This is a genomic window from Pseudomonas sp. CAN1 (assembly GCF_030462585.1).
Lineage (GTDB): Bacteria > Pseudomonadota > Gammaproteobacteria > Pseudomonadales > Pseudomonadaceae > Pseudomonas.
This window is the reverse complement of the sequence record NZ_JASMRU010000008.1, coordinates 217,124-232,314: the sequence shown is the minus strand read 5'-3', so window position 1 is coordinate 232,314 and position 15,191 is coordinate 217,124. Positions and strand designations below refer to the sequence as shown.

The following is a 15,191-nucleotide window of genomic DNA, read 5'->3' as shown; positions in this document are numbered from 1 at the left end:
CGTTCTCCTCAGGCGGCAACCAGCGGGCCGGGGTTCTTCAGGTACTGCTGGCGGATGGCATTGGCCGACCAGTAGGCCAGCGCGCCGACGATGCCGGTGGGGTTGTAGGCCATGTTCTGCGGGAAGGCGCTGGCGCCGAGGACGAACAGGTTCGGCACGTCCCAGCTCTGCAGGTACTTGTTCACCACGCTCTGCCTGGGGTTTTCGCCCATCACCGCGCCACCGGTGGTGTGGGTGCTCTGGTAGTTGCGCCAGTCGAAGCGCGCACCGGGTTTCGGCGCGCTGGAGTAGCTGGCCCTGGGGTTGAGCACGCGGCTGATTTCCTCCATGCGCTGGACCATGAATTGCGCCTGGAGAATGTCGTTCTGCTTCCAGTCGAAGGTCATGCGCAGCATCGGCAGGCCATGCTCGTCGGTGTAGCTGGGGTCCAGGTCCAGGTAGCAGTCGCGGTAGGCCATGTTCGAGCCTTCGGCGTGCAGGTTCATGCTGTGCCCGTAATGCTCGCGGATGGCCTGTTTCCAGCCGCTGCCCCAGGCCGGCGTGCCCGGCGGCAGGGGCATCTGCTGGATCGGCCGGCCACCGCTGTTGGCCGCGGACATATAGGCGCCGCCGACGAAGCCGTTGGCCTGGCTGAAGAAGTGCTCGTTGTTGAAGTCGTCCAGGCAGGTGCCGGAGGCGCCCGCGCCGACGAAGGGGTTGAAGTGGCGGTCCTGGTCGAAGAACAGGCTGACGCCGGAGTTCATCTGGTAGGCGTAGTTGCGCCCCACCGTGCCTTCGCCGCTGAGCGGGTCGTAGGGTCGACCGATCTTCGACAGCAACAGCAGGCGCACGTTGTGCAGCTGGAAGGCGCTGAGGATGACCAGGTCGGCCGGTTGCTCGACTTCGCGGCCCTGGGCGTCGATGTAGGTCACCCCGGTGGCCTTGCGTCCGCTGGAGTCGGTGTTGATGCGGATGACCTTGGAGCGGGTGCGCAGCTGGAAGTTGGGCAACGGCAGCAGCACCGGCAGCAGAGTCGATTGCGGCGAGGCCTTGGAATAGTTGAAGCAGCCGAAGCGCTCGCAGTAGCCGCAGTAGTTGCACGGGCCCATCTGCACGCCGTAGGGGTTGGTGTAGGCCTCGGTGCAGTTGGCGGCAGGACAGGGGAAGGCGTGCAGTCCCAGCTCATTGCTGGCCTGGGTCAGCAACTGGCCGGGGTAGAGCGTCTGCATCGCCGCGGTGGGGTAGGGGTTTTGCCGCGGTGCCTCGAACGGGTTGCCACCCTCGACCAGCCGGCCGCGCAGGTTGCCGGCCTGGCCGGCGGTGCCGCAGACCTTCTCGAAGTGATCGAACCAGGGTTCCAGCTCCTCGTAGGTGACGCCCCAGTCCTGGATCGTCATGCCTTCGGGGATGGCCTTGGCGCCGTGGCGCTCGACGGTGTTGCTGCGCAATTGCAGGTCATAGGGCTGCATGCGCCAGTGCTGGCCGTTCCAGTGCACGCCGGCGCCGCCGACACCATCGCCGGGCAGGAAGGCGCCGAGGCGGCGGTAGGGTACGGCCTGGTCGGCCGGTGTATGGCGGATGGTCAGGCTTTCCTTGGCGAGGTTCTGGAACAGCTTGTAGCGAATGCCGTAGGTCAGCTCGTCGGCCATCCGCGGGTAGGCGAAGTCCGGCGCGGTGTCGCGCATTTCCCCACGCTCCAGCGCGACCACGTTGAGGCCGGCGGCGCAAAGCTCCCGGGCCATGATCGAGCCGGTCCAGCCCAGGCCGATGACGACGGCGTCAACGGGGGCCATCTTGAGTGCGCTCATGCGGTCAGCTCCTGCTCCCGGCGATATTCACCGGGCCTTGCGGGTAAGGGGTGTTGGGGCGCGAGGCCCAGTCGGTGAAGTCGGCGCGGGCGCCGGGGAAGCCGATCAGCTTCCAGGACGCCATGGTCCGATTGCCGCCGTGGAGCGGGTCGCTCAGCCAGCCTTCGCGGGTGTTCTGCAGCAGCTGCTGGAAGAACATCGGGCCGGGGCAGTCCTCGCTCAGGGCCAGGTCGCCCTTTTCCAGGCGGTTGAACAGGTCTTCCTGCCGCGCCGGATCGAGTTCGTGGAAGTGCTTGCCGGCGAATTGCTGTTGGCAGTGGGCGTTCAGCGCGCCAATACCGGCGCGATAGATGTCACGCGGTGCCAGCACGCTCTGGAAGCCCATCTCGGGGGGCGCCGGCAGGGCTGGCCCCTTGAGGTACCAGATGCCGCCATGGCCGTAGAGGGTTTCCATCTGTCGGTCGATGAACTCCGGCACGCCTTCGGCGACTGCGCCGGGGCCGTTGTCGTCAGTGGGGATCAGGCGGTCGCAGGCGGCCAGCAGGAACAGCCATTCCAGATCGTTGAAGAACAGCGGCACGTAGCTGCCGCCGGCCGCTTTGGCACCGTCTGCAGCACCCGGCGCGCCTGCACTGGCGGCGCTGGCGGCAACTTCGCCGGCGCTGACGAGGCTGGCGCCGCCCAGCAGGGTCACGGCGGGAATCAGGGTCAGGGAATGCTTCAGGAAGCGGCGGCGAGCGGGCTCGTCATCGCAAAGGTCGCGGGACATGGGAAAACACCCTCAAACGAAGAGGATGCCCCATGCTAGAGAGCGAGGAGCGGGATGCTTGCCCCCGTGTTCGGATGATCAGGCGGGAATTTTCCGGGCTTTCGGAAAACTCGCCGGACGCCGGGGCTGGAACGAAAAAGGGGCGCCGAGGCGCCCCTTTCCATGCCGGATCGAGGATCAGACCAGTTCGATGGCTACCGCGGTGGCTTCGCCGCCGCCGATGCACAGCGAGGCGACGCCGCGCTTGCCGCCCTTCTTCTGCAGGGCGTTGATCAGGGTGACGATGATCCGCGAGCCGGTGGAGCCGACCGGGTGGCCCTGGGCGCAGGCGCCGCCGTAGACGTTGACCTTGGCGTGGTCCAGGCCGTGTTCGCGCATGGCGAGCATGGTGACCATGGCGAAGGCTTCGTTGATCTCGAACAGATCGACGTCGTCCTTGTTCCAGCCAGCCTTCTTGAACAGGTTGGTCATGGCGCCGATCGGGGCCAGGGTGAACTCGGCCGGGTCCTGGCTCTGGGTGGCGTGGGCGACGATCTTCGCCAGCGGCTTGAGGCCACGGCGCGCGGCTTCTTCAGCGGTCATCAGGACCAGCGCCGAGGCGCCGTCGGAGATGGAGCTGGCGTTGGCCGCGGTGATGGTGCCGTCCTTGCGGAAGGCCGGGCGCAGGCCGGGGATCTTGTCCAGGTTGGCGGTCAGCGGCTGCTCGTCGTCCTTCACCACGGTCTCACCCTTTCGGGTAGTGACGGTGACCGGGACGATCTCCGAATCCAGCGAGCCGTCCTTGATGGCGGCCTGGGCGCGCTGCAGCGACTCGATGGCGTAGGCGTCCATCTCCTCGCGGGTAACGTTGTACTTGTCGGCGGTTTCCTGGGCGAAGGAACCCATCAGGCGGCCGGTGCGGGCATCTTCCAGGCCGTCGAGGAACATGTGGTCCTTGATCTCGCCGTGGCCCATGCGCAGGCCGGTGCGGGCCTTCTCGATGACGTAGGGGGCGTTGGACATGCTTTCCATGCCGCCGGCGACCATCACGCTGTTGCTGCCGGCCTTGAGCAGGTCGTGGGCCAGCATCACCGCCTTCATGCCCGAGCCGCAGAGCTTGTTGATGGTGGTGCAGCCGGTGGCGGCGGGCAGGCCGGCGTTCAGCGCCGCCTGGCGGGCCGGGCCTTGTTTCAGGCCGGCGGGCAGCACGTTGCCCATGATCACTTCCTGCACGTCCTCGGGCTGGATGCCGGCACGGGAAACCGCTTCGCGGATGGCGATGGCGCCCAGGTCGACGGCGGAAACGCCGGACAGGCTGCCCTGGAAGCCGCCCATGGGAGTACGGGCGCCGCTGACGATGACGATCTCGGACATGAATCTAACCTCTTCGCTCTTGTTGTGATGCGCTATCGGGGTACCGGCCGTGAACGACCGGGCGTCAGGATTCTACCGCGTGACCGGATGTCGCCAAAGAGTCATCGGCAAATCACTCTTTTGACTGATGAATGGACACACCGACGGCTCTAGAGTCGGTCTCATCCTGATGAGATCCAGCCTTGAGAGTGCGTACGCCATGCTGAAAACCCGCGTCATCCCCGCTGCACAGAACGCCTACCAGTACCCGCTGTTGATCAAGAGCCTGCTGCTGTCGGGCAGCCGTTACGAGAAAGGCCGGGAAATCGTCTACCGCGACACCGTGCGTTACAGCTACGCCACCTTCAACGAGCGCGTCGCGCGGCTGGCCAACGTGCTCACCGAGGCCGGCGTGAAGGCCGGTGACACCGTGGCGGTGATGGACTGGGACAGCCACCGTTACCTGGAGTGCATGTTCGCCATCCCGATGATCGGCGCGGTGCTGCACACCATCAACATCCGCCTCTCGCCGGACCAGATCCTCTACACCATGAACCACGCCGATGACCGCTTCGTGCTGGTCAACAGCGAGTTCGCCGGCCTCTACCAGGGCATCGCCGGGCAACTGACCACGGTGGAAAAGACCCTGCTGATCACCGACGGCGCCGACAAGACCTGCGCGCTGCCCCACTGCATCGGCGAATACGAGACCCTGCTGGCCGCCGCCAGCCCGCGCTATGCCTTCCCCGACTTCGACGAGAACTCGGTGGCCACCACCTTCTACACCACCGGCACCACCGGTAACCCCAAGGGTGTGTACTTCACCCACCGCCAGCTGGTGCTGCACACCCTGGCCATGGCGGCGACCATCGGCAGCCTGGACAGCATCCGCCTGATGGGCACCGACGACGTCTACATGCCGATCACTCCTATGTTCCACGTCCACGCCTGGGGCGTGCCGTATGTGGCGACCATGCTGGGGGTCAAGCAGGTGTATCCGGGCCGCTACGAGCCGGAGCTGCTGTGCAAGCTGATCCGCGAGGAGAAGGTGACCTTCTCCCACTGCGTGCCGACCATCCTGCAGATGATGCTCAACGCCGCCGGCGCCAAGGACCACGACTTCGGCGGCCTGAAGATCATCATCGGCGGCAGCGCGCTGAACCGTGCGCTGTATGACGCGGCCAAGGCGCGCGGTATTCAGCTGACCGCCGCCTACGGCATGTCCGAGACCTGCCCGCTGATCTCCTGCGGCTACCTCAACCAGGAGCTGTGCGCCGGCAGCGAGGACGAGCGCACCACCTACCGGATCAAGGCTGGCGTGCCGGTGCCGATGGTCGAGGCGGCGATCATGGACGAGCACGGCGAGCTGTTGCCGGCCGACGGCGAGTCCCAGGGCGAACTGGTGCTGCGCTCTCCCTGGCTGACTCAGGGCTACTACCGAGAACCGGAGAAGGGCGAGGAGCTCTGGGCCGGCGGCTGGATGCACACCGGCGACGTGGCGACCCTGGACGGCATGGGCTTCATCGACATCCGCGACCGCATCAAGGACGTGATCAAGACCGGCGGCGAATGGCTGTCTTCGCTGGAGCTGGAAGACCTCATCAGCCGCCACCCGGCGGTGCGCGAAGTGGCCGTGGTCGGCGTGCCCGATCCGCAGTGGGGCGAGCGCCCGTTTGCGCTGCTGGTGCTGCGCGAAGGGCTGGCGCTGGACGCCAAGGCGCTGAAGGAGCACCTCAAGCCTTTCGTCGAGCAGGGCAACATCAACAAGTGGGCGATTCCCTCGCAGATCGCCATTGTTACTGAAGTTCCCAAGACCAGCGTCGGCAAGCTCGACAAGAAGCGTATCCGGGTAGACATCGCTCAATGGCAGGAGGCCGGCAGCGCTTTCCTCTCCACGGTGTGACCGACGACCGGCAAGTCACGGTTGGCGGGTGGTCGCGCCAAGCAAGCGCTTGGCGCGGCGCAGCCCAGTGATGGCGCAGGCTGGGGGCCTGCGCAAGCGTCTAGTCAGGGCCTTTGTAGGAGAAATCACACTTTCGAGCGATCAAGCGGTGTAAGACGCTGGATATATTCGCCACTACTCATAACAAAAAACACACATGGAGTAGCGTCGATGAAAACCATGCAACATATCTGGCGTCTGGCGCGGTTGCCGCTGGCAGTCAGTCTGGCTTCTTCACTGGCGGCTCCTGCTTCGGCCGTCAGCTTCAACATCGGGGAAATCGAAGGTTCGTTCGACTCGACGCTGTCCGTGGGGGCCAGCTGGTCGACGCAGAACCCGAGCAACAACCTGATCGRCGTGAACAACGGTGGCACCGGTCTGTCGCAGACCTCCGACGATGGCCACCTGAACTACAAGGCCGGCAAGACCTACTCGAAGATCTTCAAGGGCATCCACGACCTCGAGTTGAAATACCAGGACACCGGCGTGTTCCTGCGCGGCAAGTACTGGTACGACTTCGAGCAGAAGGACGAGAACACGCTCTTCAAGCCGCTCAGCGACGACGGCCGCAAGGAAGGCGCCAAGGCTTCCGGCGCGCAACTGCTCGATGCCTTCATCTACCACAACTACAACATCGGCGAGCTGCCGGGCACCGTGCGCCTGGGCAAGCAGGTGGTGAACTGGGGCGAGAGCACCTTCATCCAGAACGGCATCAGCGTGATCAACCCGTTCGACGTCACCGCCTTCCGCCGCCCGGGTTCCGAGATCAAGGAAGCCCTGGKCCCGGTGAACATGTTCTACCTGTCGCAGAACCTCACCGAGAACCTCTCCGCCGAAGGCTTCTACCAGCTGGAGTGGGACCAGACCACGGTCGACAACTGCGGTACCTTCTTCTCCCAGCCGGACGTGATTGCCGACGGCTGTAACGACAACCTCCGCGTACTGACCAGCGCCCGCAACCTGCCGGCGAGCACTGTTGCCCTGGCCAGTCAGTTCGGCGTGCAGATCGACAACGAAGGCGCCCTGGTGCGCCGTGGCCCGGACCGTGACGCTCGCGACAGCGGCCAGTACGGCCTGTCCCTCAAGTACTTCGCCGACAGCCTGAACACCGAGTTCGGCGGCTACTACATGAACTACCACAGCCGTCTGCCGATCTTCAGCGGCCGCGGTGCTTCCCAGGCCACCTACAACCTGGCCAACAGCCTGGTCGGCGGCCCTCTGCAGGCCTTCCAGCCGCTGCTCATCGCCGGTAACTCCTCGTATTTCGTCGAGTACCCCGAAGACATCCGCCTCTACGGCCTGAGCTTCTCCACCACGCTGCCCACCGGTACTGCCTGGCAGGGCGAAATCAGCTACCGGCCGAACGCTCCGGTGCAGCTGAACACCACCGACATCCTGTTCGCCGGCGTGGTGCCGCTGGGTGGCGTCTACGGCAACGCCTCGGTACTCACCGGCGCGCCGGATACCGACCTGCACGGCTATACCCGCAAGGAAATCACCCAGCTGCAGACCACCTTCACCCACTTCTTCGACCAGGTCATGGGCGCCGAGCGTCTGACCCTGGTGGGCGAAGTCGGCTGGACCCACGTGGGCGGCCTGGAAAGCCAGAACGATGCCCGTTACGGTCGTGACCCGGTGTTTGGCCCCGGCCCGCTGCCGTCCTTCGCCGGCCTGGACACCTGCCAGTTGCTCAACGGCTCGACCCTGGGCGCCGGTCCGAAGAACAACCTCAGCCGCAACTGCGAGAAGGACGGCTTCACCACCGCCGACTCCTGGGGCTACCGCGTCCGCGCGATCTGGGACTACAACGACGTCTTCGCCGGTGTGAACCTCAAGCCCAACGTGGCCTGGCAGCACGACGTCGACGGCTACTCCCCCGGCCCCGGCGGCAACTTCGAGGAAGGCCGCAAGGCCGTCAGCCTGGGTGTCGACGCCGACTACCTGAACACCTACACCGCCAGCCTCGCCTACACCAACTTCTTCGACGGCAAGTACTCCACCGTCGAAGACCGCGATTTCGTCAGCTTGAGCTTCGGGGTGACCTTCTAAGCCGGCGGTTCAACCGGCAAGCGGCCCGCCCTCGCGGCGGGCCATCCGCACGGCCGGGTGACCCGGCTGCGCGGGGCAGCAGACAAGACCCGCGAGCCGCTCCTGCAAGGGCGCTGATCGCGGTGGGCAAAGACTCAACGAGGACGACAAACGAATGAGAACAACAAAGATCCTGCTGCACACCGGCGCCCTGGCGCTGAGCCTCATCGCCTCGCAGGTGATGGCGGCTGTCTCTGCCGATGAAGCGGCCAAGCTCGGCACCACCCTGACCCCGATGGGCGCGGAAAAGGCCGGCAACGCCGATGGCAGCATCCCGGCCTGGACCGGTGGCCTGCCCAAGAACGCCGGCACCGCCGACAGCAAGGGCTTCCTCAGCGACCCGTTCGCCAGCGAGAAGCCGCTGTTCACCATCACCGCGCAGAACATGGACCAGTACAAGGACAAGCTGACCCCCGGCCAGCAGGCCATGTTCAAGCGCTACCCCGACACCTACAAGATGCCGGTGTACCCGTCGCACCGGACCGCCACCGTGCCGGCCAATGTGCTGGAGGCGACCAAGAAGAACGCCACCACCACCAAGCTGCTGCAGGGCGGCAACGGCCTGGAGAACTTCCAGGTAGCCAACCCCTTCCCGATTCCGAAGGATGGCCTGGAAGTCATCTGGAACCACATCACCCGATACCGCGGCGGCCACGTGCGTCGCCTGGTGACCCAGGCCACTCCGCAGGTCAACGGTTCCTACTCGCTGGTGTACTTCCAGGACGAATTCGTCTTCCGCACCGACCTGAAGGACTACGACGCCAGCAAGCCGAGCAACGTGCTGTTCTACTTCAAGCAGCGTGTCACCGCTCCGGCACGTCTGGCCGGTAACGTGCTGCTGGTGCACGAGACCCTCGACCAGGTGAAGGAACCGCGTCTGGCCTGGCTCTACAACGCCGGTCAGCGTCGCGTTCGTCGCGCCCCGCAGGTGTCCTACGACGGCCCGGGTACCGCCGCCGACGGCCTGCGTACCTCCGACAACCTGGACATGTACAACGGCGCGCCGGATCGCTACGACTGGAAACTGGTGGGCAAGCAGGAACTGTACATCCCGTACAACAACTACAAGATGGACGATCCGAAGCTGAAGTATTCGGACATCATCAAGCCCGGTCACCTGAACCAGGACCTGTCCCGCTACGAGCTGCACCGCGTCTGGCACGTGGTAGCGACCCTGAAGCCGGGCGAGCGCCACATCTACGCCAAGCGTGACTTCTACATCGACGAGGACACCTGGCAGGCCGTGGCCATCGACCACTACGACGGTCGTGGCACCCTGTGGCGCGTGGCCGAGGCGTTCAACCAGTACTACTACAACTATCAGGTACCGTGGTACACCGCGGAAACCCTGTATGACCTGCTGTCCGGTCGTTACCTGGTGCTGGGTCTGAAGAACGAGGAGAAATCCGCCTACGACTTCAACTACAGCGCTTCGGAAAGCGACTTCACCCCGGCAGCGCTTCGCCAGGAAGGCGTGCGCTGATCCCCCGATCCCCACGGGTGGTTCCGCGGTGAGAAAAGACCGGCCTTCGGGCCGGTCTTTTTTTATGGCGAATCATCTGTCAGATGAATGGAGGCGGGAATGTCGGATGCTTTCCAGTCATCTTGTGAGCAAAGGTAACAAAATCGGCTTCAATTACCGCCCGCAAGGGACTAGGCTCCGTCACACAGTGTGACCTTCGTTGACCGCTATAAGAGCTAGAGCAAGAGCCAGGCCGATGACCGACTTCTCGACTCTGCCAAGACTGACCGATGTTCCTCCCAGTGCGGGCAACCGGTTCTTCCGGCCGCCGCTGCCGCATGGGCACGTCGCCCGTTCGCGCTTGTGCGAGCGCATGGCGGGAGGGCTTGCCGGTCGGCTGATACTGGTGTCTGCCCCGGCGGGGTTCGGCAAGAGCTCCCTCGCCATCGAATTCTGTCAGACCCTGGAAGACCAGTGGCGCAGCCTATGGCTGGGGCTCAGTGCCCGGGACAGCGATCCGGGGCGTTTCCTTGAACGCCTGCTCGATGGCCTGCGCCTGCATTTCCCCACCCTCGGCGAAGAAGCCCTGGCCCTGCTGAAGATGCGCCAGCGCCACCAGCCGTTTGCCTTCGAAGCCTGGCTCGACGACCTGCTCGATGAGCTGGTGGACAGCCTGTCGGTCGAGCGCCCGCTGCTGCTGGTGCTCGACGACTATCACCTGGCCCAGGGCGCGGTGCTCGATCGCTGCCTGCAGTTCCTGCTCAATCACCAGCCGCCCGGCCTGGTGGTGCTGGTCACCAGCCGCCAGCGGCCGGACTGGCACCTGGCGCGCCTGCGCCTGTCGCGGCAACTGCTGGAATTCAACGAACAGGACCTGCGCCTGACCGCCGAGGAAACCGCACAACTGGTCTCCGCCAATGGCGCGCAGCTGGACGACAATGCCCTGGACAACCTGGTCGAACGCAGCGAGGGCTGGATCGCCGGCCTGCGCCTGTGGCTGCTGGCCCATGGTGATGAACTGGCGGCCAACGTCCCCGACCTGTCGGTACACGGCGCCGAAGAGCTGATCCGCGACTATCTGCTGGAAGAGGTGATCGACAAGCAGTCGCCCGAGGTCCAGGTGTTCCTGGCCCAGACCGCGCGCTTCGAACGCTTCTCCGCCGAGCTGTGCGACGCGCTGCGCGATGCCCATGACAGCGCCGCGATCCTGCGCCACCTGCAGCAGCACCAGGTGTTCCTCGTGCCGCTGGACGAGCACGGCCAGTGGTTCCGTTATCACCACCTGTTCTCCGACCTGCTGCTGGCGCGCCCGCTGCCCGGCTCCGGGCCTTCCGGCGCGGCGCTGCACCTGCGCGCCTGCCGCTGGTTCAGCGCCCAGGGGCTGTTCGATGACGCGGTGGAGCAGGCCCTGCGCGCCGGCCACCCGGAAGTCGCGGCGAGCCTGGTGCAGAGCCTTTCCGAGGAGCAGCTGCTGGCCGAGCAGAACGTCGCCACGCTGCTGCGCTGGAAGATGGACCTGCCCGACAGCCTGCTGGCCAGCACGCCGCGGCTGATCGTGCTGTACAGCTGGGCGCTGGCGCTGGCCTGCCAGCTGGATGCAGCCGAGGAGTTGGCCGCGCAGCTGTCGCGCTTCCTGCCGGCGGCCGATGCTGCGACCCAATTGGACCTGCTGGCGCAATGGCAGGCCCTGGCCGGGGTGATCGCCCGCGGCCGTGGCGAAATCGCTGCCGCCGAGCGGCACTGCGAAGAATCCCTGCACGGCCTCGGCCCCGAGCGTTTCGGCCCGCGCCTGCTGTGTCTGTCGACCCTGAGCAACCTGGCCATCGTGCGCGACGACCTGTGGCGCGCGCGCGGGCTCAACCGCGAAGCCCTCGAACTGGCGCAACGCTTCGGCAACCCGCTGTTCGAGGCCATGGTGCATTACGACCGCGCCCGTGTGCTGCAAGCGCGCGGCGAGGTGCTGCGGGCCGAAGAAGAAGTGCGCCAGGGGCTGGCGCGGCTCTCCGGCCTGTCTTCCCAACGCCGCTATGCGGTGCGCGGCCGGCTGATGCTCTACCAGGGCTACCTGCGCAGCCTGGCGATGCAGCCGGACGAGGCGCGCAAATGCCTCAAGGCCGGCATCGAGGAAGCCCGTGCCTGCCGCGACATCAGCCTGGTCATCGGCTTCTGCGTGCTGGCCAGCCTGGAAGGGCGGCTGGGCAACTACACCCGCGCCTTCGCCCACCTCGCCGAGGTCGAGCGGATGATGCACGTGTGGGATGTGCCGCCGGTCTACTACCTGTCGGCCATCACCCTGATCAAGTGCGAACTGTGGCTCGGCCAGGGCCAGGTCGAACTGGCCAGCGCCTGGCTGGAGCGCCTGCGCGATACCTATACCGGCGACGAGCCGGCGACGCCACCGGAATGCTCGCCGCAGTTGCCGCGCAACGTGGAGATGCTCCAGGCGCAACTGGAGCGCCGCGAAGGTCGTCTGGCCGACGCCGAGGCGCGATTGCGCGCCGTGGCCAGCGGTGCCTTGCAGGGCGGTGCGCAGTTGCAGGCGCGCTTCGCCCAGGGCCAGTTGGTCGCGGCGCTGCTGCAGGATGGCCAACTGCGCGAGGCTGCCTTCGAGCTGGGCGAGTGCCTGAATGGTTTGGCTGTGGGCCTGCTGATCCCCTTGCAGGAAGTGCTGCTGCAGCACCCGGATTGGTTGCGTGAGCAACTGGCGGTGCGCGCTGCCTCACCCGCTATCGACGCCCTGCGTGAACGCCTGCCGGCTCCGGCGGAGCGCAGCGCGGTGCTCAATGATTGTCTGAGTGGCCGCGAACTGGCGGTGCTGGAACTGATCGCCCAGGGCTGCTCGAACCAGGAAATCAGCGAGCGCCTGTTCATCTCCCTGCACACCGTGAAGAGCCACGCGCGGCACATCAACGACAAGCTCGGCGTCGAACGCCGCACCCAGGCGGTGGCGCGGGCGAAGGAGATGGGGTTGTTGCGCTAGGGGCACCGCGCTCCGACGTTCGTAGGGCGCATAACGCGCCAGCGTTATCCGCCGTGAGGCAACCGGCGGATAACCCGTTCCGGGTTATGCGCCCTACGGTCTGGCGCAAATTTCCGTCGTCACCGGCTGGCGTAGGAGCGGACTCTGTCCGCGATTGGCCTGGGGCTGCTCAGTGGGTGGGAAGCGATCGCGGACGGAGTCCGCTCCTACGTGTGTCGGTTCGACCCGTTCGTAGGCCGCATAACGCGCCAGCGTTATCCGCCGCGAGGCAACCGGCGGATAACCCGTTCCGGGTTATGCGCCCTACGGCGCGGCGCAGATTTCCGTCGTCACCGGCTGGCGTAGGAGCGGACTCTGTCCGCGATTGGCCTGGGGCTGCTCAGTGGGCGGGAAGCGATCGCGGACGGAGTCCGCTCCTACGTAAACCGGCTCGTGCTGGAGCGGGAATCCTCGCGGCTCACATCCCCTTCTTCTTCTCCGCATCCGGCGGCGCACTCAGATCCAGCGCCTTCGGCGCAGGTTGCCCCTTGGTCGGAGCGGCCAGCTGCTTCTGCACGTCGGTCTGGATCGCCTGCAGCACCGGCAGCAGGTCGCGCATGTTCTCGCGCACTTCCGCATAGGCATGCTTCTGCGCCAGTTCGTCGACGCGCATGAGCAATTGCGCGCGCACTTCCGGCGGCAGGTGGATGAACAGTTCGGGCATCTGCTTGGCCAACTCGGCGCTGTAGAGCACCAGGTCCTGGCGGTCGAACTGGGAGGTAAGACCTAGGTAGTCCAGGGCGCTGCTGGTGAGCATCGAGGCGGCGGCCTTGGCTTCCTGCATGCCCTGCAGGCGCACCGGGTTGCGCTGCTCGCTCTGCGCCAGGGTCATCCAGAACTCCACCGTCAGGTTGAACAGGATCGCCTGTTCGCGCAGCGAGTAGCTCATCAGGCCCAGCGCCTCGGCGCCATAGGGCTGCTTGGCGGCACGGAAGTTGAAGTACAGGCGCATCAGCTCCTTGAGCTTGAACAGCACCTCGCGCGCCTCGTTCTGCCGCAGCTCCAGCGGCGCGTAGATGTTCAGCTGCGGGCGGAAGTTTTCCTCGCTGACCATGCGCTGGTAGATCGGCCCGGTGAATTCGCCGCTGCGCCGGGGCAGGCCGTTGACCTGGGTTTCGTCGATCTTCTTCAGCGCTTCGATCAGCAACTGGTAGTCGGCGCTGGTCCAGGGGCGCTGGATGTCGGGAATCTTCTGGCCCAGGTAGAACAGGTCGGCGGACAGGGCAGGGCGGCACAGGAGCAGCAACAGCACGGCCAGCGGCCACAGCGAACGGCGAGTCAGGGTCGGCACGAACGGGCTTTCCTTGCGCGAGGGCGGGTCGGGCTAGGTTAGCGAGGTGCGCGGCCGGCGTCATCCGTGGCGCGCCATCACACTACCTAGGTTGGGCGCGGTGGCGCGGGCGCTGTGGTGAGATCGGCATTCGAGAACAACAAGCACGGGAGTCACTCGTCCATGACCGCCACATTGTCTGTGCAACCGCCGCTGGCCGAGGGCCTCGCCCGCTACGGTTTCGGCGCCCTGCCACTGGCCGCGCTGAAGGCGCGCTACGCATCACCGGAGTCCGGTTCGAAGTTCATCCGCGTCGACGGTTTCGACGTCCACTACCGTGACGAAGGCAGTGCCGACAAACCGGTGCTGGTGCTGGTCCACGGCGTGATGGCGTCGCTGCACACCTGGGACGGCTGGGTCGCCGAACTGGCCCAGCACTTCCGCATCATCCGCCTGGACGTGCCCGGCTTCGGGCTCACCGGCGGCGGCGAGGACCGCGACTACGACGGCGAGCGCCTGGTGAAGGTGTTCAGCCTGTTCCTCGATCGTCTGGACCTGAAGAACGTCTCCATCGCCGGCAACTCCCTGGGCGGCTACATCGCCTGGAACTACGCGCTGGGCAACGCCCACCGCGTCGAGCGGCTGATTCTCATCGACCCGGCCGGCTACTACATGCAGAAGGTCCCGCTGATGATCGCCAGCGCGGTGCTGCCCGGCGCCGGCATCATGATGCCGATGTGGATGCCGCGTGCACTGGTGGCCCAGGGCATCAAGGAAGTCTACGGCGATGCGCGCAAGATCAAGCCGGGGGTGATCGACCGCTACTATGACATCAGCCGCCGGCCGGGCAACCGCCGCGCGATGATCGACATCTTCCGCGTGCTGGTGAAGGCCAACCGCGAGGAACTGCCGACCACCCCGACCCGCGTCGCTGCCCTGAAGGTGCCGACAATGCTGATGTGGGGCGAACGCGACCGCTGGATCTCGCCGCGCCATGTGCCGATGTGGCAGCGCGACGTGCCGGGTATCGAGGTGAAGGTCTATCCGGGCGTGGGGCATATCCCGATGGAGGAAATCCCCGAGGAGTCGGCGGCGGATGCGCTGCGCTTCCTGCATGGCTGATTGCTGATCGCGCCACAAAAAGCCCGGCCAAGCGCCGGGCTTTTTCATGGGGGGTAGGAGCGGACTCCGTCCGCGATTGGTTTTCCGCCGGCACGTCCTCCATCTGGGCGATGCCTATCGCGGATGAATCCGCTCTTGCGCGGGGCTAGCTTGCAGGAGCAACTGTCTTTCCCCGGAAATTTCGTGCTGGGCATTCCCCCTCACCCCAGCCCTCTCCCTCAGGGAGAGGGGGCAGATCGTGCCGTCTGACGCTGTGGTTTCATCCTGCACCGGACGGTCCCCTCTCCCCTTGGGAGAGGGTTAGGGTGAGGGCTGATCCGAGCGCAGGACTAGATGATAGGAGCGGGCCATGCCCGCTCTTACAGGGGAAGTCCGTGCCTGACGCCAGAAACAAAACCGC

Annotated in this window: 9 protein-coding genes; 5 read left to right on the top strand and 4 right to left on the bottom strand. The window is 65.8% G+C overall.

Going from position 1 to position 15,191, the window contains the following annotated elements; all coding sequences use genetic code 11:
- Positions 1-8 precede the first annotated feature (8 nt).
- The 3 genes from QO207_RS14375 to QO207_RS14365 all read right to left on the bottom strand — a co-directional run bounded on the left by QO207_RS14375 (position 9) and on the right by QO207_RS14365 (position 3,909).
- Positions 9-1,772 carry a GMC family oxidoreductase gene (locus QO207_RS14375; RefSeq protein WP_301533083.1) on the bottom strand — a complete coding sequence of 588 codons (1,764 nt, stop codon included), beginning with the start codon at positions 1,770-1,772 and terminating at the stop codon, positions 9-11.
- Positions 1,773-1,791: 19 nt separating this feature from the next.
- Positions 1,792-2,556, bottom strand: coding sequence for a gluconate 2-dehydrogenase subunit 3 family protein (locus tag QO207_RS14370; RefSeq protein ID WP_301533049.1), 765 nt, complete (start codon positions 2,554-2,556; stop codon positions 1,792-1,794).
- Between the two features lie 177 nt (positions 2,557-2,733).
- A complete protein-coding gene (locus tag QO207_RS14365) occupies positions 2,734-3,909 on the bottom strand; it encodes an acetyl-CoA C-acyltransferase (protein ID WP_301533048.1) in 1,176 nt (391 codons plus the stop codon).
- 199 nt (positions 3,910-4,108) lie between these two features.
- Here QO207_RS14365 and QO207_RS14360 point away from each other — a divergent pair, with 199 nt between their 5' ends.
- The 4 genes from QO207_RS14360 (at position 4,109) to QO207_RS14345 (ending at position 12,360) form a co-directional block, all read left to right on the top strand.
- Positions 4,109-5,791 carry a fatty acid--CoA ligase gene (locus QO207_RS14360; protein WP_301533047.1) on the top strand — a complete coding sequence of 561 codons (1,683 nt, stop codon included), beginning with the start codon at positions 4,109-4,111 and terminating at the stop codon, positions 5,789-5,791.
- 210 nt (positions 5,792-6,001) lie between these two features.
- Positions 6,002-7,879: a DUF1302 domain-containing protein gene (locus QO207_RS14355; protein ID WP_301533046.1), complete on the top strand. Its 1,878-nt coding sequence runs from the start codon at positions 6,002-6,004 to the stop codon at positions 7,877-7,879.
- A gap of 154 nt (positions 7,880-8,033) precedes the next feature.
- On the top strand, positions 8,034-9,401 hold the full coding sequence (locus QO207_RS14350; protein ID WP_301533045.1) for a DUF1329 domain-containing protein: 1,368 nt from the start codon (positions 8,034-8,036) through the stop codon (positions 9,399-9,401).
- Positions 9,402-9,636: 235 nt separating this feature from the next.
- The gene (locus tag QO207_RS14345; RefSeq protein WP_301533044.1) at positions 9,637-12,360 is read left to right on the top strand and encodes a LuxR C-terminal-related transcriptional regulator; all 2,724 of its coding nucleotides are present in this window, start codon (positions 9,637-9,639) and stop codon (positions 12,358-12,360) included.
- Between the two features lie 457 nt (positions 12,361-12,817).
- Here QO207_RS14345 and QO207_RS14340 read toward each other — a convergent pair whose 3' ends face one another.
- The gene (locus QO207_RS14340) at positions 12,818-13,690 is read right to left on the bottom strand and encodes a hypothetical protein (protein ID WP_301533043.1); all 873 of its coding nucleotides are present in this window, start codon (positions 13,688-13,690) and stop codon (positions 12,818-12,820) included.
- A 162-nt stretch (positions 13,691-13,852) separates the two neighbouring features.
- On the opposite strand from QO207_RS14340, the gene QO207_RS14335 reads away from it, so the two are divergent.
- Positions 13,853-14,791, top strand: a complete 939-nt coding sequence (locus QO207_RS14335; protein WP_301533042.1) for an alpha/beta fold hydrolase — start codon at positions 13,853-13,855, stop codon at positions 14,789-14,791.
- Positions 14,792-15,191 lie beyond the last annotated feature (400 nt).